This is a genomic window from Novosphingobium kunmingense, assembly GCF_002813245.1.
GTDB classification, from domain to species: Bacteria; Pseudomonadota; Alphaproteobacteria; order Sphingomonadales; family Sphingomonadaceae; genus Novosphingobium; species Novosphingobium kunmingense.
This window is the reverse complement of sequence record NZ_PHUF01000004.1, coordinates 674,216-691,627: the sequence shown is the minus strand read 5'-3', so window position 1 is coordinate 691,627 and position 17,412 is coordinate 674,216. Positions and strand designations below refer to the sequence as shown.

General features: G+C 64.2%; 14 protein-coding genes. 4 read left to right on the top strand and 10 right to left on the bottom strand.

All coding sequences use genetic code 11. From position 1 onward, the window contains the following. Nucleotides 1-57 precede the first annotated feature (57 nt). The gene (locus B0I00_RS12690; protein WP_157812563.1) at nucleotides 58-1,242 is read left to right on the top strand and encodes a PepSY-associated TM helix domain-containing protein; all 1,185 of its coding nucleotides are present in this window, start codon (nucleotides 58-60) and stop codon (nucleotides 1,240-1,242) included. 79 nt (nucleotides 1,243-1,321) lie between these two features. Here the strand turns inward: B0I00_RS12690 and B0I00_RS12685 are convergent, their stop codons facing one another. The 7 genes from B0I00_RS12685 to B0I00_RS12655 form a co-directional block, all read right to left on the bottom strand. Further along, complete coding sequence (locus tag B0I00_RS12685; protein WP_100867726.1) at nucleotides 1,322-2,548, bottom strand: LVIVD repeat-containing protein; 1,227 nt, start codon at nucleotides 2,546-2,548, stop codon at nucleotides 1,322-1,324. A gap of 203 nt (nucleotides 2,549-2,751) precedes the next feature. Continuing rightward, a complete protein-coding gene (locus B0I00_RS12680; RefSeq protein ID WP_100867725.1) occupies nucleotides 2,752-3,669 on the bottom strand; it encodes a DUF2493 domain-containing protein in 918 nt (305 codons plus the stop codon). 388 nt (nucleotides 3,670-4,057) lie between these two features. Further along, nucleotides 4,058-4,999 carry a DUF7146 domain-containing protein gene (locus B0I00_RS12675; protein WP_232730230.1) on the bottom strand — a complete coding sequence of 314 codons (942 nt, stop codon included), beginning with the start codon at nucleotides 4,997-4,999 and terminating at the stop codon, nucleotides 4,058-4,060. Nucleotides 5,000-5,111: 112 nt separating this feature from the next. Then, nucleotides 5,112-9,458 carry a strawberry notch-like NTP hydrolase domain-containing protein gene (locus B0I00_RS12670; RefSeq protein ID WP_100867723.1) on the bottom strand — a complete coding sequence of 1,449 codons (4,347 nt, stop codon included), beginning with the start codon at nucleotides 9,456-9,458 and terminating at the stop codon, nucleotides 5,112-5,114. A gap of 41 nt (nucleotides 9,459-9,499) precedes the next feature. After that, entirely contained in the window at nucleotides 9,500-9,715 is a 216-nt protein-coding gene (locus B0I00_RS12665) for a DUF6117 family protein (protein WP_100867722.1), read from the bottom strand. 67 nt (nucleotides 9,716-9,782) lie between these two features. Continuing rightward, nucleotides 9,783-11,879 carry a ParB/RepB/Spo0J family partition protein gene (locus B0I00_RS12660; protein WP_100867721.1) on the bottom strand — a complete coding sequence of 699 codons (2,097 nt, stop codon included), beginning with the start codon at nucleotides 11,877-11,879 and terminating at the stop codon, nucleotides 9,783-9,785. A 138-nt stretch (nucleotides 11,880-12,017) separates the two neighbouring features. Next, complete coding sequence (locus tag B0I00_RS12655) at nucleotides 12,018-13,223, bottom strand: DUF932 domain-containing protein (RefSeq protein ID WP_100867720.1); 1,206 nt, start codon at nucleotides 13,221-13,223, stop codon at nucleotides 12,018-12,020. A gap of 526 nt (nucleotides 13,224-13,749) precedes the next feature. On the opposite strand from B0I00_RS12655, the gene B0I00_RS12650 reads away from it, so the two are divergent. Next, nucleotides 13,750-14,067 (top strand): hypothetical protein, encoded by a 318-nt coding sequence (locus B0I00_RS12650; RefSeq protein WP_100867719.1) that lies wholly within the window; start codon nucleotides 13,750-13,752, stop codon nucleotides 14,065-14,067. Between the two features lie 54 nt (nucleotides 14,068-14,121). Further along, nucleotides 14,122-15,516, top strand: a complete 1,395-nt coding sequence (locus B0I00_RS12645) for a competence protein CoiA family protein (RefSeq protein ID WP_157812562.1) — start codon at nucleotides 14,122-14,124, stop codon at nucleotides 15,514-15,516. A gap of 179 nt (nucleotides 15,517-15,695) precedes the next feature. Here the strand turns inward: B0I00_RS12645 and B0I00_RS12640 are convergent, their stop codons facing one another. From B0I00_RS12640 to B0I00_RS12630, 3 genes are all read right to left on the bottom strand, one after another. Beyond that, entirely contained in the window at nucleotides 15,696-16,154 is a 459-nt protein-coding gene (locus B0I00_RS12640; protein ID WP_100867799.1) for a ferritin-like domain-containing protein, read from the bottom strand. A 123-nt stretch (nucleotides 16,155-16,277) separates the two neighbouring features. Next, nucleotides 16,278-16,499: a GDCCVxC domain-containing (seleno)protein gene (locus B0I00_RS17365; protein ID WP_100867717.1), complete on the bottom strand. Its 222-nt coding sequence runs from the start codon at nucleotides 16,497-16,499 to the stop codon at nucleotides 16,278-16,280. Next, nucleotides 16,492-16,863: a mercuric reductase gene (locus B0I00_RS12630; RefSeq protein WP_232730229.1), complete on the bottom strand. Its 372-nt coding sequence runs from the start codon at nucleotides 16,861-16,863 to the stop codon at nucleotides 16,492-16,494. Before B0I00_RS12630 ends, B0I00_RS17365 begins: the two co-directional genes overlap by 8 nt. An 81-nt stretch (nucleotides 16,864-16,944) precedes the next feature. Here B0I00_RS12630 and B0I00_RS12625 point away from each other — a divergent pair, with 81 nt between their 5' ends. Then, nucleotides 16,945-17,370: a MerR family transcriptional regulator gene (locus B0I00_RS12625; RefSeq protein ID WP_100867716.1), complete on the top strand. Its 426-nt coding sequence runs from the start codon at nucleotides 16,945-16,947 to the stop codon at nucleotides 17,368-17,370. The last annotated feature ends 42 nt before the right edge of the window (nucleotides 17,371-17,412 follow it).

Genomic DNA, 17,412 nt, shown 5'->3' with positions numbered 1-17,412 from the left:
CTACTGTTAATGCGAACGCGTCGCAATAGCATTTATTCGACAAGAGGAATCAAGCGCGTGAATCGGCCTCGGCGAGCCAGCCCGCACATCAAGCGTCTGATCGTAGTCTGGCATCTCTGGCTTGGGGTGGGACTCGGCGGCCTCTGGGCCTTGCAGGGGCTCACCGGGGCGATGCTGGTGTTCCATCGCGACCTCGACCGCGCAGGGCTCGCGGCCGTGTCCGGGCCGCAGCGCCCGCTCGATGAACTCGTCGCCGTGGCCGCGCGCGCATTCGAGGGAGAACCCGAGGCGATCGGCCTCTATTATCCCGACGGCTCGATCCTCGGGGTCACCTTCGGCGATGCCGCGACAGGCAAGCGAACGGTGCTAATGGAGGCCACCTCGGGCAGAATCCTCGGCTTTCGAGAGCGCTCGCCGGTCAGACCGGTCGGCGGGAATTTCTGGCGCTGGGTCTATCATATCCACCACTCGCTTCTGCTCGGAGAGCGCGGCGAATGGCTGCTGGGCCTGTCGGGCCTGCTGCTGCTGACGATGGCGGTCAGCGGCGTATGGCTAGGATGGCCGCGCCGCGGCCGGTGGCGCGCGGCGTACTCTGCAGGGCGCTGGCGTACCCGGATGCAGAAGTTGTTCGGCTGGCATCGCGCCATCGGTCTGGCCGCAACATTGGCAGTCGTGCTCCTGGCTGCCAGCGGGGCAATGATGGATTTCGGCAAACCGCTGCGCGCCTGGGCGGAACGCTACGCCGGTTATCAGCCACCCTATCGCCCCAGGCCGGGAGCGTTGCCGGAACGGACGATCGGCGCGGACCGGGCGCTGGCGCTGGCGATGAACGCGCTTCCGGATGCGGCGCTCACCTCGATGACCTTCCCAACGCCTAAGTCCCCCGTCTATCAGGTGCGCTTGCGCCGTCCCGCCGAATGGCGGACGTGGTCCGGCACCAGCCTTGTTGTGGTCGACGCGGCTGATGGCAGCAACCTCGCAACGTACGATGCGCTAAGCGGTCCCTTGGCCAACCGCATTCTCGACAGCGCCTTTCCGGTGCACAGCGGAGAGGTCGCATGGCTCCCTGGGCGGATCCTCGTATTCCTGGCAGGCCTGTCGCTGCCTGTCCTATATCTGACCGGACTTTGGGCCTGGCTGCGCCGACGGCATCGTCTGCGCGACCAGATTGCGCGAGGTTCGCTGGATTGTCAGAGAGCCTACAAGACACCTGCGCGAACGAAGGACAATTTTGTATCCTAGGATTATAAAACCGGACAGCCACGACCGTCCAATGTAGCGGACATTCGGTACTGCCAGCACCGCGTCAGCAGCCAAAGCATTAGCGCGAGAAGACTGCCCCATGAGGGGCACCTTCCCCAAACCAGCCATGCGGCCACTGACGACTGGTAAAGCTAAAGCCGGCTTTGCCGTCAATATCTCGGAACGTTTCGTCGATGGTGAGCGCTCCAGTCTTGTCATCGAGCATGAGCAAATAGAGGCGATCATCTTTCCTGCCCGAGGTGACGACGAGGCGTTTCGCCTTCTTGTCCCAGCCGGTCCAGTGAGGGCTGAACGTGTCACTGATGGTAAGTCGCGACACTTCGCGAACGTTCGCCGGGTCGCCAATATCCAGCACAGCAAAACCATGGAAATTGGGCACGCTTTGCACGAGGTAACGTCCTACGATGGTTGGAACGCCGCAGAAATCGCCAGGAAACTTGTAGACCAGCTTGGCGATCGGCTGCGGTGTGTCGAGAGCGGTAATTCGCTGGATGCCGCATGACAAGGTCTGGACATAGACCGAGCCATCGGCCGCGACACGCGCTTCTTCGGGCGCCACATTGCCGTTGCCTGTCGGACCTGGATCAAGGCGATAGGTGCCGAGCAACTTGAGGTCCGACAGGCGGAACAACTGATAAGTGTTGCTGGACAACAAGTAGGGATTCTGCATTGGACTGTTGGTGACGAGGACGCGGTCGATTTTGGGCAAGATGGCAAGGCTGTAAGGCAAGAGGCCATCGTCGGGGAGTGACGGGTCCGAGTTGCTGATTGATCGGATGACTTTTCCGCTGTCGTCGATCTCGACCAGCCCGCCGGTCTTACCGCTCATCATCGCTGCATGATCGGCATGGCCGCCAGCGTCGGCGAACTGGAACGAGGCGAGCACGTTCCCATTGGGCAAGCGCAGGAAGCTGTGTGGCATGCTGTAGCCGCCCATGCTCTGGAAACGCACGGCTACCTTGGGCGTGAGCGGATCACGCAGGTCGAAGACTACTGACTGATTGGGGTCGTGGTCGTTGGCAAACAGCATGCCGCTCGCGGGCATTTCATATTCCGTATGATGGATGCGCACAGACTTTATGTCAGTGCCGACGCTGGCAACGAGCTTGCCATAGGCGGGTGAGGCTGGGTCGGCATCGATCACCGCCAGGAAGTCGTTGCCCTGCTTCGCCTGGTCAGCAGTCCAAACGAACAGATAATGACCAGACCTAATGGGCGGCGGGGCTTGCGCGACCGCGCTCAGCGACAAGCCGGCGAGAATGGCAACTAGCAAGGCACGAAGCATCTGGCTTCCCCCCCGGTGAATTGACGACTTAACCCCGTAAAGGCGATTACGCCTGACTCTGCGTGTTCACAATGATGGCGTGTGCGTGTGTCCGCAGTATTCAACAACTCTGCCGCTGAAGTGGCGATATCCTATGCCGATGGATGTCCGCTGAAACCATTTCAATTTCGCGTGTGAACGATTGGGAAAAGGGCGCAAACCCATCATTCGATCGCCCATACCGCAATCCCCATTTTGCGTGCCTTATCGACCAGGTTGGCATTGATGCCATTGCCCGGGCAGGCGACCACGGCCTTGGGCAAAACCTCGAGCATCTGATCGTTGCGACGGAATGGTGCCGCCTTCTTGAACCGCTCCCAGTCGGGCCGGAACGGAACATGGGTGATCTTGCGTGCGCGCGCCCAAAGCGAAGCGATATGCTCGCCGCCGGTGGGATTGCCGCCGTGGAACAGGACCATGTCGGGGTATTTGGCGAGCACCTTGTCGAGAGCGGCCCAGATGCGACCGTGATCCTGATAGGCGGGGCCGGAGGTGAACGCGATGCGGGTTCCGGCGGGCAGTATCGGCTCGGTTTCCGAGCGGCGCTTGGCGGCCAGGAAGTCGCGGCTGTCGATCATCGCGGCGGTCAGGGTGCGATGGTTGACCAGTGAGCCGGTGCGCGGGAACCATGCCTTGCGGAAATGCGCCTCGAACTGGTCGGCGGCGGCTTCGCGCATGAACTCCATGGCGTTGCGCCGTTCGATCAGGCCGATCCCTTCGCGGATCTGCCTCTCGAGTTCGACCGATTTGACCTCGGAGCCATCTTGCTCGCGCTGGCTGCGCCGCTGGGCATCCTCGTTGTCGTCGAGCTCGCGCTGGACCCGGCTCTCGGCGCGGTGGAACAGGTTGGCGAGCGACCAGCACAGATCCTCAAGGTCGGGTTCAAGCCTGGTGTCGATCATGGTGGCGATGAGGGCATCGAACATGTCGGCGACAGCGCCAGCGGCGATGCGTTCTTCGGGCAGTGGCCGCGGGTCGGCTTCGTCCGAGAAAGGGCGATAGCCGTAGAGGGCCAATTCATCGAGAAGATGGGCGGTGTGCGAGACTTCGTGGTCGGGCTCTGCATCGGGCATGTCGGTCATGGCGCGTGTCCTTGGGGCCTAGGAACCGGGCACCTTGCCCGGCCTTCATAGGCGTCCCTCTGACCGGCTGCCGGGAGGGCGCACCCCCCGGGGTCCCCAAAAAGTAATACTTTTTGGGGTGGGCCTTCGGGCCGAAGCGCAGCGGAGGATGGCGGCCGGGCGGCTATTTTGGGTCGCGATGGAACGGCGCGGGTGTTGTTGGCTGTCGCATTGCGTGACGCGATGCCTCCTGCGCCGCCGGAAAATAGCCGGCCGGCCGCCATTGCGGCCTCCCGGCAGCCGGTCTCCCGGACGCTACCTGAGAGAAGGCCGGGCTTGACCGGGGAGCTGGCGCAGGCCGGTACGCGCCGTCACAACCCGATCCTCCGACCCCGTATCGGCTCTGTCATCAACCAATGGCGACGTGTGTCCGATCTTGCTCGTGCAGGAGAAGGCGAACCCGCTGACCCAGTGCCATTGAACCATGCTGGCGGAGATCGTCGTTGAAGTCGCCGAGGTCCGGCAGGAGCGGCAGCAATTCGATCCCAGCCGACTGGGCCCGGTCGGTCAGGATGCCGAACGCCGCGTCGCCCGCCGCATCCCGGTCGCGCGCGACATAGATGCGCCGGAGTGTTGGCGGGAACAGGATGGCCGCGAGATGGGCCGACGAAGTCGCGGCCGCCATCGGCATGGTCGGCAAGACCTCGCGCAAGGACAGCACGGTTTCGATACCTTCGCCTGCGATCAGTACCTTATCCGTAGTTCCGAACCGCACTGCGTTGCCGAGGATATTGCCCATAGCCCGGCGCGGCGATGCAACTCTGGCTTTCATCTCGTCCGATGGATCGAGCCAGGTCCGATGTGTTCCCGTGTGCCCACCGTCATTATCGGTGATCGCTGAAATCAGCGCCGGGAAGGCTTCAGGTGTTCCGGGAACGTCAACCTCATTGGGCTTGTAGTAGCAGCGCGGATGAAAGCGCAGGGCTGGCAAGTCGGCGACACGTGTGATGCCGCGTGAGCGCAGATAGCTGGCAGCCAGCGATCCACTCAGTGGCTTCGAGGCAGCGAACAGCCGCCTGGCGGCAGTCGGCGACCCTGCTCGTGCCGGATTGGCGAAAGCTGCGCCAGTGCGGTCGACGTGCGATACCGATGGTGGCAGGCTGAGGAAGCGTTCGGCCTCGTCGATGGTCTCGGCCAATCGACCATGCCGCTGGTTAAGCCGGATGAGATCGACGAGATCGCCATGTTCGCCGGTGGCGGCATCGACCCAGTTGCCGATCGCGCCACGCTCGGTCTCGAACAGGCGGACGTAGAGGCTGCGCCCAGGCGTGCCGGCAACATCGCCGACCATCCAGTAGCGACCTTCGCGCCTGCCAGCGGGCAAGTAGTAGCGGCAAACTCCTAACGCGCTTTGCGCAAGCCGCTCCGACAGTTCCGCCGCGCGCGTTGAAATCCTGCTCATGTCAGGCCGCCTTCCGGTCGGCGATGCGCGCCAAGGGGTGCCGTTCGAACAGCCGCTCGATCACCGCCGAACCTGCCAGCACATCGTCAGGGACGAACAGACGCAGCTTCCAGCTGACGATTTCGGAGAACAACCCCATCGCCTTCAGCCGGTCCACCGCCGTCGATCCGAACCCGGTGAGTTCGATCCGGTTCACTTGCATCAGCCGCGAGCGGCGCAGTTGCAGGCCGTCAGCAAGGTCGAGGACAGCATGTCCCTCACGAAGCATGGCAAGTGCCTGCGACGGCGACAGCACCGGAGCTTCTGCTTTCGCGGTTGTGCTCGCTGCCCATGCCGGGGAGACCCGGCGCCCGATGATGCCGGTGCCGTCGTCGGTCTGGAGCCGGTAGACGCGGGTCGATTCCTCGGGGAGCTGCTTCCAAATCGGCAGCAGCAGTCCGGTCACGATGTGCAGTTCGCTTGCCGTGAACTCGTCGACCTGCGCGACTTCGGCTTGCCAGACTGCCGCGAACGACCGCTCGTCCACTTGCTCCCAGCTGGTCTCCGCCAGATGGTTCAGCGCGAAGTTCAGCTTCTCCATCGGTCGGATCAGACGGATGCGCCGCTCCACCTCGCCATCGTCGAGCATGACGCTGCGCGCGGGCAATTGGACCGCCGCGCGCTTCGAGCGGGCGTTAATCAGCAACCGCGCCCCGGGCTCGCGATGCAGGTCGAGCGCCTTGTCGAGCGAAACCGGCTGGTTGCGCTCGCGCATGGCGATGGTGAGCAGCCTGGTCTCCGCCCCTGTTGCCGGGTGGACGTAGATCGGCTCGCTGCCAGTAACGGTGAAGCTGTCGGCCACCAGCGTTTCGAGGCCGATGTCGTATGCTCCGCACGCAATCGCGCTCTCGACCTTGGCGCCGAGCAACTGCTCGAACGCAGTGAACAACACGTTCTGCATCGCAATTGTCAGTGCCAACAGCCGGTTGAGGAAGGTCGTGATCGGCGGCAGTTCATCCTTCAAGCAGCCGCTGCCCTCGGTCAGCGACAGCCCGGTCATGCTCTCGAATGTGCCAAGCGAGCAGTGTTCGACCTTGCCCGCATAGATCAGCACATAGAGCTGGCGCAGGGCATCGCGAGCGTAGGGGCTTTCGAGGTTGTCTTCCGGGCGAAATAGCCCCTGGCCGCCTGTCTGGCGCTGCCCCCGCGTGATCGCTCCCAGCGTGTCGAGCCGTCGCGCGATGGTCGAGAGGAAGCGCTTCTCGGCCTGGACGTTGGAGGCAACCGGCCGGAACAGCGGCGGCTGCGCCTGATTGGTGCGGTTGGTGCGACCTAGTCCCTGAATCGCAGCGTCGGCCTTCCAGCCTGCTTCGAGCAGGTAGTGGTGGCGCAGCCGCTGGTTCCGGCTGCCAAGATCCGCATGGTAGCTGCGCCCGGTGCCCCCGGCATCGGAGAAGACGAGGATTTGCTTCCTGTCCTCCATGAATGCCTCGGCTTCGGCGAGGTTGGCATGGGCAGGCCGGTTCTCCACGGCGAGACGGTCGCCATTAGCATCGATCTTGCGCACGATCCGGCGCGAGCGCCCGGTGACTTCGGCCACGATGTCGGTCCCGAACCGCTGGACGATCTGGTCAAGTGCGCCTTGCACCGGTTCCATTGAGGCGAGTTGCTCGATCAGCCGGTCGCGTCGCTCGATCGCCTCGCGGCACTGCACGACATTGCCCTCGTCGTCATAGGCCGGCCGCGAAGCGAGATTGCCATCGCCGTCGGTGTAGCTCTGATGGAGTTGGGTCGGGAAGCTGTGGAGGAGATAGTCCAGGACATACTCGCGCGGCGTGATGTCGACCTGAACGTCATTCCATTCGCCCGGATCGATGTCTGCGAGGCGCCGCGAAAGCAGGGCTTCGCCGGTCGAAACGATCTGCACCACGGCGGCGTGGCCGTCAGCCAGCCCTTGGTCGATCGCCGCGATCAGCGTTGGCGTCTTCATCGCGGTGATCAGGTGATTGAAGAAGCGTTGCTTGGCGGATTCGAAGACCGACCGGGCCGCCGACTTGGCCTGCGCGTTCAAAGTGCCCTCGCTGCTGGTCACACCCGAAGCCTCCAGCGCGGCATCGAGGTTGTTGTGAATGACCTGAAAGGCCCCGGCATAGGCATCGTAGATGCAGACCTGGTCGGGGGTCAGCTGATGCTCGACCAGCTCGTATTCGACGCCTTCGTAGGAGAGAGAGCGGGCGGCATAGAGGCCGAGTGCCTTGAGGTCGCGCGCCAGCACTTCCATTGCTGCGACACCGCCTGCCTCGATGGCCGCGACAAAATCGGTGCGTTTGTCGAACGGGAAGTCGTCACCGCCCCAGAGGCCAAGCCGCTGGGCATAGGCGAGGTTCTCGACGGTCGTTGCTCCGGTCGCCGAGACGTAGAGCACGCGGGCATCGGGCAGCGCGTGTTGCAGGCGAAGTCCGGCACGCCCCTGCTGTGAGGGAGTGGAATCGCCCCGGTCGGATTTGCCGCCACCGGCATTTTGCATGGCATGGCTTTCGTCGAAGACAATGACCCCGTCGAAGTCGGTCCCGAGCCAATCGACGATCTGCTGGACCCGCGAAACCCGGTTCTCGCGGGCATCGGAGCGTAGCGTGGCATAGGTCGTAAAAAGGATGCCCTGCTCGAGGCTGATCGGCGTGCCCTGGCGGAAGCGGGCGAGCGGAGTGACGAGCAAAGGCTCCTGACCCAGGGCTTTCCAGTCGCGCTGGGCATCCTCGAGCAGCTTGTCGGACTTGGAAATCCAGACCGCCCGTCTGCGGCCCTTGAGCCAGTTGTCGAGCACGATGCCCGCAACCTGCCGGCCCTTGCCCGCGCCCGTGCCATCGCCGAGGAACCAGCCCTTGCGGAACCGGACCGCGGTGTCGCAGTCGTCGGGCGCGGCTTCGACCTTGTCCCAGGTGGCATCGACTGACCATTTGCCCGCGATATGGTCGGTATGGGCTTCGCCCGCATAGATCACCGATTCCAGCTGGGCATCGGACAGCAGCCCCTGTTCGACCAGACCTTCGGGCAGATGCGGACGATAGCTCGGCTTGGGCGGCGCGACCGTCGACATCGCCGCCGATTGCACCAGGCGCGTCGGATGTGTCTGGGCACCGGGAATGTGAAGCGATTGGAGCTTGTAGGGCTCATAGAGCGTGTCGGAAAGCTTGCCGTCGCTGGGCGATCGCCAGTCGATCAAGTCGTAGTCGAGCGGCACGCCGGATGGCTCGACTCGCTGGACCGGAGCAGGTCGCGACTTCGGACCCGCTGTCCTGATAGCGGGTAAGCAGGCGGCTTTGCTCGGCGGCTGGATCGCAGATGCCGCAATGGGCTGACGCGGCGGAAGCCTGCCCGTCAGCCAACGCAGCAAGGTCGCGAGATCGGGGGCCATGCCCGGCGATGCCGGAAACTGGGCTGGAGCGTCCGCAGGCACTTTGTCGATTACGGTCAACCGGGTTTCGACCGAAGTGCCGTGCGGCGCGAACACGCTGCCAGCGATCGTCGCGGTGAACACGACGCGTGCGCTTTCCTGCAACCGGACGAAGCCATCGCGCCACGCCTTGTGATCGGGCGCGCAGTTCGCGCCGGTGATCGCGACGAGCCGCCCGCCATCGGCAAGCCGGGCTAGCGCCGATGACAGATGCCGGAAGGCTGCGTCGGCCACGCGGGTCTCGACATGCAGCGCGGTCGAGAAGGGCGGGTTCATGACGATGCAGCTCGGCACCAGGTCGGCGTCGAGGCGGTCGTGTATCTGCGCGGCGTCGTGCATCGACACCTGCGAGCCTTCGAACAGACTGCCCAGCAGCGCCGCTCGAACCTCGGCGACTTCGTTCACGGCCAGTCTGCACCCGGCGAGTTCGGCCTGCACCGCGAGCAACCCGGTGCCCCCCGAAGGCTCGAGCACCAGCTCACCCGGGTTGAAACCCGCTGCGAACCCGGCCACCCATGCGAGGCCCAACGGGGTCGAGAATTGCTGAAAGTTGATCATCTCCTCGCTGCGCCGGGTCTGGGTCGGGGCGAGCCGGGCAATGCGTTCTACAAGCTTCAGCCGTTCGAAGGTGTCGGTGGTCCTGGCGTGGATCGCCGGGCCATAGCGCCGCATGAACAGCAACTGCGTGACCTCGACCGCTTCGTAGGCGGCCTTCCAGTCCCAGGCCCCGCTGGCATCGCTCGCGCCGAATGCGGATTGCATGGCGGTGCGGATCGCGGGGGTTTCAATCCGGCGGCCCGCGGCAAGATGGGCGAGCAGGTCGTGCGCCGCCGCGATAATCGCGGCAGCAGTCTGCTCCGGGCAGGCGGAAGCAAGCGGGCGCACGGATGCACCCGCCAGAGGGGAGTAGGTCATGTCGAAATCCTTCGATTGGAGGTGGGTGAGGCGCGCGCAGCTCAGGCCGGCAGGATGTAGGCCTCGTAGGGATTGCCGGGAGCGAGATGGCCAAACGGGGTCATTACGTAGTCCTGGTTGTCGCGACCGACGGCGCAGAGGACGTAGCGGGTCTCGCCGCTTTGGGTCTCGGTGCATTCCATCAGCGCGAGATCGCCAGCACGGGCGGCCTTGAGCAGCGTCTCGAAATTTGCGCGGGCATGGTCGGGAATGGCCATGGCATGGCTCCTTTGCGAATAGGGGATGGAGGCTGACGGGGCGACCTGAGCCGCCCCGCGCGTCCGCTCATTCGGCGGCGATCGCCATCGGATCGTGACCTGCTGCGTCAAGATTGAGGAAGTCGGGCAGCTCGGCGGCGTCGGCATCCGGGTTCACTCCGAGATCGTCCTCCGGCTCGGCAACTGGCAGTCTCAGTGGCTCGGGGAGCCAGCCGGTGCCGTCGAGCAGCCGTTCGGCTTCGCGCGCCATGTCGCCCTTCTTGAGGTGCTCGATCAGCACCGCGGTTGCATCGCCCTTCGCCTCGCGGACCGCCTCGACGATCCGGGGCTTGGTGACGCGGCCAAGGTAGTTGTCGGCCGTCGGCGTCCAGCCCGCTTCGGCCATGTCGAGCCCGACCACCGAAGCGAGGGCATCGGCGGCGGCGATCCGCTGCGCCACACCGTGCGCCGAGGTGCGACCGTCATAACCCCTGACTGGCTCGAACAGGGCGTTGACCCCAAGCGAGACACAGTGCGCGAGCAGCATCATCTGCTCCTCGAGCGCGAGTTCAGTCAGGGCAGACCACAGCGCACCGGGTTCGTCGGGAAGGCGTGTAGCCCACTGCTCGTGCCGTTCCTGGATCGCGACGCTCCAGGGGGTTTCGCGCAGATCCGGGGCGACATTGCCAAGCCAGGCCTGGGTCACGCCGATCTGCACGCAGCCCGCCTGCCCATGCGGACGGAATACAGACAAGGCGAGCGCATGCAGCACCGCGATGAACGCAGCGTCGGGATCGCGCGCAAGGGCATTGCGCAGCGCAACCGTGCGCACCGCGGTCAGTTCGGAAACGAGCCGGTCGGGCAGCGGCCGTATGGCGTCGTCCTCGTCTTCCGGTGCCTTTCCATTCTGCGCCTGCCCGCAGACGGTGATGGCCGGGCCCGCAGCCGGCTGACCGCCCTCGGCGTCGTTCGGAGCATCGCTCGCCTCGGCAACCGGCTCGTCCTCGGGCCGGACATAGCCGCGGTCAATGCGCAGCCGCCCGTCGTGGGCGAGCGAGACGAACACCCCCGCGCGTGCCTGCTCCTCCGGTTCGTAGCTCACGGGACGGCAGTTGAGCGTGGTCAGCTCTGCGTCGATCTCGGTCAGCCGGGCATCGACCTCGTCGGGCAGGTCGCAGCAATCGCGATATTCCTCGCCAATGCCGTCGTATTCCTCGACCAGCGCATCGCGCCGCGCCAGTTCGTCATCGGTCAGCGGAACGGTCGTGCCGACGATCCGGCGCTTGCCGCGTTCGCAGCCGTAAGGCAGGTCGATCGCAGCCTCGACCCATTTCCAGCCCTCGGCGCCGATCTCAGCTGCGGCAGTCGCGAGCTTGTCATTGACGAGTTGCTCGACCAGCTCCGGATCCTGCAGCCAGCCGTCCTCGCCGTTCGAGAACAGGTCGCGCATCACATAGCCGCCGGCCTCGGTGTAGGCATCGATGCCGATGAATCGGACGCGCCGGTCATTGGCGGCAATCGCGTCCTCAGTGAGCAGGCGGCGAATGTTGTACGCGGGAACGTGCTGGCCTGCATTGACCTGCTCCCAGACCTGCTCCTGGCGTGCATGGTTTTCAGTGACCGAGAACGCCATGAGCTGTTCGAGCGTCATGCCATCCTCGCCGTAAACGTCGAGCAGCGTGGGCGAGACCGAGGCAAGCCGCAGACGCTGGCGCACGGTCGAGAGCGAGACGAAGAAGCGCGCCGCGATGTCCTCTTCCGACAGACCGGCCTCGATCAGCGCGCTGAAGGCGCGGAACTGGTCGAGCGGGTGCAGGCCAACACGCATGACATTCTCGGCGAGCGAGTCCTCCTCGGCGATCCCGGCGTCGCGCACCACGCAGGGGACCGGCTGGTCCTTGGCCATCCGCTTCGATTTCACTAGCAGTTCGAGCGCGCGGAACCGCCGGCCGCCGGCCGGGACCTCGAACAGGCCGGTCTCCTGGCCGTCCTCGCCCACCATGGCGCGGACGTTGAGGCTCTGGAGCAGGGTGCGGCGATAGATGTCCTCGGCGAGATCCTCGATCGAGAGGCCCGCCTTCACGCGCCGGACGTTCTTCTGGCTCAGCACGAGCTGGTCGAAGGGGATGTCGCGCGAGGAACTGAGCACGAGCTTGGGCAATGTCCCGGACGATTTCTTGGTCATGGCAATTCTCCATGACGGGCGGCCGGGAGACTCTCTCTCGGCCCCGACCCGTCACGAAGCGAAGCGCCGCCCTCTCACTCTGAGAAGGCAGCGCGACGCTTGAGACACATCCGGGACCGCCAGATCCGATCGGGATGCTCAGTGGACCCGGTCGAGCAGCTTCTTCGCTTTGCCCTCCATGTCGAGGCGGGCGTCCTGGTGCGCCTTGTCGCGCGCCAAAGCAGTGATGCCCTGGACGAAGTCGAAGATTGATTCGGGCGGACGACCTTCCTCGGCCAGGACGGTCTCGATGATCCTGCCGGTCTCGGCCTTGGAGAACCCGCGTGCCCGCAGGAAGTCTTGGCGATCCTCGTCGCTGCGCGCGACGATCCGCTCGCGCGCCGCCTTGATCCCGTTGACGAACGGCTGGGGCGAGGAGTTCGCAAAGCCTTCCAGTGCGGGTGCGGCCTCGTGGGCGAAGCGATTGGCGGCATATTTGCTGTGACGGATGCTGATTTCCTCGAAGTCCTCGACGCCCCACAGATTGCGGTTCTGGCAGACCGCGCGCAGGTAGAAGCTCGCCATGCCGAGCGTCTTGGCGCCGACCTCGGAGTTCCAGCAATAGAACCCGCGGAAGTAGAGGTCGGGCGATCCGTCGGGCAGGCGTCCCGCCTCGATCGGGTTGAGATCGTCGACCAGGAACAGGAAGACATCGCGGTCCGAGGCATAGAGCGTGGTCGTGTCGCGGGTGATGTCGACGCGGGGGTTGTAGATGCCGGTTGACCAGTCGAGCACGCCCGGCACCTTCCAGCGGGTATCGCCCGTGCCGTTCCCGGCGATTTTCTGGACGGCTTCGATGAGTTCGTGATCGTAGATCCGCCCATAGTCAGGACCGGTCACGGCGCGCAGTTCCAGCCTGCCCCCTGTGACCGGATCGTCGGTTTCGAGGGTCTTGATCTGCTCGGCGCGATGCGAGGTCAGCCCGTATTGCAGATTGATCGCAGCAAGCGGCGCGGGAAGCTGGCGCAAATAGGCGGCGGGCGCACCGACCTGGCTCGCCAGCTGGCCGAAGCTCCAGTGGGTCGGAGTGACCGGCGCGTCGGCGCCGGGCAGGATCAGCGCCAGGCGCTCGGGATCGCTGCGGTTCGCCTCGACGTGGATCAGGGCGGTTTCGACCACCCGGGTGCGGCTGCGCTCGGAGCGCCCGCGCACCGACCGCGCCAGATCGCCAAGCGAGAGAAACCGCTCATCGTCGGGCCGCGAGAACCACTCCGACGAGACCCGGCCGACACGCTGGCCGCGCGTGACATCGACCTTGTAGCCACCGCTCGCATCGCGGTGGGATTCGAGAACCTGCATATCCATGGCAAAACCTCCATGACGGGCGGCCGGGAGCCTCTCTCGACCTCGACCCGTCACGGCGAAGCCCGCCATCCTCTCACTCTCACCTGCTCATGCTTGCTATCGCGCGCGCGGCCAGCGAGATCGCCACAGCCAGGAATCCGCCCCCTGAACAAAGGCGGCGATCGCTGACCCTGCCCGTGCAGGCGGAAAGCCGGGGCTTGTCGGCTTTCCGCCTGCACATGACACCATGACCGCCGGTTCAGAGTGCGCGCGGGGCCTTCCTCATCAAACGTCGCGCCCTCAGGAGCGCGCCGTCAGGCGGGCGGGACAGAGCGCGTCATCGGCCCCGCTCCGCTTCCCGGGGCGTTGCGGGGTGTCCCCGCATGAAGGGGTAGCCGGAGACGGCGCGGCGGCTCCGGTTCAGGGGAAGGCTTTCCCCGCAAGTCCAGCAAGAACATCCATTTGCGCACGAATTTCCTTCAAGAACTCCGCTGCCAAACCTTGTGTTTCGCGGGTCCGTGTTCTACAAAGGTTCTCTAAATCACAGATGGTGAATTCGATGGCGGAAGTCGTTTTCGATGCAGGTCTGATCGGCGACGGCGAACCTTTTTTCGTCGTTCATATCGACAAGCCGCGCGGGGTGGGAGGAACAATTGTCGGAGAACTGACGCTGGAGCAGGTTGGCCCGGTTTCCGCCGAGATTGCCTGGCCGCGCAGGTTGAGCGGCTTCGAACTCCCAGCTCTGGCGACGATGCATCTGGCTCGCGAACGCGCGCACGAGAAGGGCGTGACCAAGATCCTGCTGGTCGATCCCCAAGGCTTGCTGCCGCTGGCCAAGGCCAATCGGTATGCCAGACGGCGCTGATCTCCCAATGTTCCGGCTGCTGCAATCTCTGGTCCGATCGGAGAGCGGTGCAGAGTGAGCCACCAGCGCACCATCCTGATTGCCGATTTCGAGTTACCTCGCGGTGCGGTCGGTATCGAGCAGTTGATGGCCATGCCCCGCGCCGGCTGGGAGCATCTACGTGCGCAGATCAACCTGCGCCGGCGACAGGATCGCACCAGGTCATTGGCGAAGTGCAGGCTGTGCGAAGGCGGCGTGTTTATCCGATCCCAAGCTACACGTGACAGCCATGTTCCCTTGTACGCGCACTTCCCGGAAGCCAGCAAGGAATGCCCTTGGTACGACGGCAACAACCTGCGTCCCGACGATGCCCGGGCAGCCCAGTATCAGGGGCATCAGGAATCAGCGCTGCACCGGCGGCTTTGCGCGATCATCGAGGAAGTGACGAAAGCCGATCCGCGCTGTTCGCATTCGGCGATTGATACCTATCTGCGTCCTGCAATCCACCAGCGCGGGCGATGGCCTGACGTCTATGTGGAGATGGGCAGCCTTGGCCGGTTCGCCCTGGAAATCCAGCTCTCAAAACCGTTCGCGCCGGAAATAGCTGCACGTCATCTGCACTATGACCGTGAGGGGGTAGCACTGGTGTGGATTTTCAACATGCTCGAGCACCCTATGCCGCAGGGGTTCCACGACGTCGTCACCATGCAGCGCGGCAATGCATTCGTGTTTGACGAAGCGGCGGAAGCGGCCTCGCTGGAACGAGGCACCCTGATGCTCAACTGTCATCTGGAGGATGGCAAGGGCGGGTGGCTTGCGCCCCGACTTGTCACGCTCCATGACCTGCGGACGGAATCGGGGCGTTGCGTTTTCGTGGAAGACCGGCGCAGCGATCTCCTCGAGGCATGGAGCCGGACGGAACGGGACCGATGGTGGAAAGCGCTCCGCGAGGCGCGCAAGCAAAAGCCTGACTGGCCATTCTACCACGATGCCTTTGCCAATCCATGGGAAGCTCTTGGACATGAGGTGCCGGGACTCGCCGGATGGGAAGCCGAGTTCTGGGCGCAGCGTTCGGATCGAGCCAGGGCGCATAGCGCCATGCTGTTCGCGATCTTGTGTTCGGTCGCCCATAGCGCCGACAAGGGCATGCCGGTCCTCCATATCACCAAGTTCAAGGGCGAGACCGCGGTGCTGCAAATGCTCAACAGCAAGCTGATGGCGGCAGATTTCCGGCACTGCGGTCGCCTGATCGAGACCTTCATAGACCACAGTCGGCTGAGCCCACTCTTGGCGGTCGAGTCTCTCTCAAAAAAGATCTTCGAAGCCGTGCGCAGCGACGAACAGATAGACGAGGAGCATCCCCTGTGGCGGGCCATGGCCCGACTGTTCCCCGAAGCGCTCAACGGGGTGGTACGCGCCGAACTGAGCGATCTTGGCAGACTGCCGAAATGGGCGTCGGCCGCAGAGTAGCCCTGAACCCGATCAGGTGGACCCGGACCGGTTATGTGAGGCGTGGACGCTCCATTCGCACATCGTCGCTGCAGCTCGCAAACCGGTATCTAGCCGGTCAGTTGCGCGGACTGCATGGATAGCGGCGAACCATTTGACGCGGGTTTGACGGACTTCGATCCATCAAGCGTTGCCGCTTGTCACTCGCGGAATGCCTCAACGTCTCCTGGCTTGCGCAGCATCTTGTTGACTTCGTCCAGATGCAGCTCCTCGAGCATGATCATCTCGCGTGCATATTCCTCGAGCAGCACCGACTTGCCTTGTTCCGCCGCTGCCAGCAATTCGTAGTAGATCGCAAGCGCCAGCTTTTCATGTTCGAGGCTTTCGCGCAGGATGTCGCCAATGTCGTGCCTTGCCGTTTCGAGCAGCGGGCCGATCTGCAGCGAAGGGTGCCCGCCGAGCAGGGTGACAAGTTCGCCCGCCTTGCGGGCATGTGCCAGTCCCTCAGACGCATTGCCTTCCAGCCAGGATACGATCGGTATCCGGTTGTAGCCGTAGACCATCAGCGAATAATGCGTGTAGCGAACGACGCCCGCCAGCTCGGCTTCCATGATCCGGTTGAGTATCCCGATCGCCGTCTTCTTTTCGCTCTCTGTCATCGAAACCTCCTGAAGCCGCCGATGCCGCCGACGCATGGACTCGGCCAATACCTGCAATCCAGCGACCATAGTCCAATTCGGCCGCGAACACGATTGCGGCGATCGCGCGCCGCGGTTGATCGTTCAGCAGGAAGCGCAGCCGCCACCCTGCTGGATCGGCGGGCATTTGACCGTGCCGTAGGAGCAGAATACGCAGCAATCGCCCGGCAGTGGGCGCAACATGGTCCCGCAGCCCGCGCATTCATAGAAAAAGCGGCAAGCATCGGTGGGCATGGTTTCGGCGCTGGATGCGCTGCAAACGGGGCAGGTCAGGGTCGACTCGAGGACGATCGCCGGCTCAGGCATAGAGGTAGCCGGCCGCGAGCAAACCCATGCCAACCAGCAGGCCGGCCAACAGGCTCATCCGCTGCCACCGCGGCGTGCGGGCCGCCCCATCGCCGCAGCGGGTGACGTTTCGTTCGATCCGCCACAGTAGGGCCGCGGAAGCCAGCAGCGCGAGCAGGCTGATGATCATCAGCGCGTTTCGGTAGGGCAGAGAGACCATCGCGATACCGGTCAGCCAGGCTGTGCCGATTCCTGCGGTTGCCAGGAGCATGGGCAGGGCGCAGCAGGCCGCCACGCCGAAGGCAGAACCTATTGCTCCGAGGGTCAGGACCAGCGCGCCGCGCCGCTCGATTTTGTCCGATCCGCTCTGTACGCGATCTTCCACCGCCCTCTCCTTGCCAAATGCCTGACCTGTTCTACAGTCTGTAGCCGCTACAGACGCAAGGTCTTTTTTTGGAGAAGAAGCATGGCTCTGCCAGCGATCGCGATCGGCACGCTTTCGCGGATCTGCGAATGCAACATCGAGACGATCCGGTACTACGAACGGATCGCGCTCATGCCGCGGGCCGAACGCCGAGGCCGCTATCGGACTTATGCCGAGCCCGATATCGCTCGGCTGCGCTTTATTAAACGCGCACGCGGACTGGGTTTCTCGATCGAGGAGATTCGGAGCTTGCTCGACCTGTCGCGGTCCGACCCGGCGGCAAGCACGCAATCGTGCTCGGACGCACGACAGATCGCCGCCACCAATCTGCTCTCGGTTCGCGCCCGCCTCGACGATCTGAAACGGATCGAAGCGGCGCTATCCGCGTCCATTGCTGCTTGCGACCGCGACGAATTCACGGGCTGCCCGCTCCTCGATGCGCTAACCGGCACCGAAATCGAACTTTAGGACTGCAACGAACGAAGGAAGCTATGCGGATTGGGGAACCGG

Bases quoted from the DNA above. Each gene is read 5' to 3' on its own strand.
- B0I00_RS12680 (WP_100867725.1), bottom strand. From the start codon at position 3,669: ATGACCGACATGCCCGATGCAGAGCCCGACCACGAAGTCTCGCACACC.
- B0I00_RS12675 (WP_232730230.1), bottom strand. From the start codon at position 4,999: ATGGTCGGCGATGTTGCCGGCACGCCTGGGCGCAGCCTCTACGTCCGC.
- B0I00_RS12685 (WP_100867726.1), bottom strand. From the start codon at position 2,548: ATGCTTCGTGCCTTGCTAGTTGCCATTCTCGCCGGCTTGTCGCTGAGC.
- B0I00_RS12640 (WP_100867799.1), bottom strand. From the start codon at position 16,154: ATGACAGAGAGCGAAAAGAAGACGGCGATCGGGATACTCAACCGGATC.
- B0I00_RS12670 (WP_100867723.1), bottom strand. From the start codon at position 9,458: ATGACCTACTCCCCTCTGGCGGGTGCATCCGTGCGCCCGCTTGCTTCC.
- B0I00_RS12660 (WP_100867721.1), bottom strand. From the start codon at position 11,879: ATGACCAAGAAATCGTCCGGGACATTGCCCAAGCTCGTGCTCAGTTCC.
- B0I00_RS12625 (WP_100867716.1), top strand. From the start codon at position 16,945: ATGGCTCTGCCAGCGATCGCGATCGGCACGCTTTCGCGGATCTGCGAA.
- B0I00_RS12650 (WP_100867719.1), top strand. From the start codon at position 13,750: ATGGTGAATTCGATGGCGGAAGTCGTTTTCGATGCAGGTCTGATCGGC.
- B0I00_RS12665 (WP_100867722.1), bottom strand. From the start codon at position 9,715: ATGGCCATTCCCGACCATGCCCGCGCAAATTTCGAGACGCTGCTCAAG.
- B0I00_RS12655 (WP_100867720.1), bottom strand. From the start codon at position 13,223: ATGGATATGCAGGTTCTCGAATCCCACCGCGATGCGAGCGGTGGCTAC.
- B0I00_RS17365 (WP_100867717.1), bottom strand. From the start codon at position 16,499: ATGCCTGAGCCGGCGATCGTCCTCGAGTCGACCCTGACCTGCCCCGTT.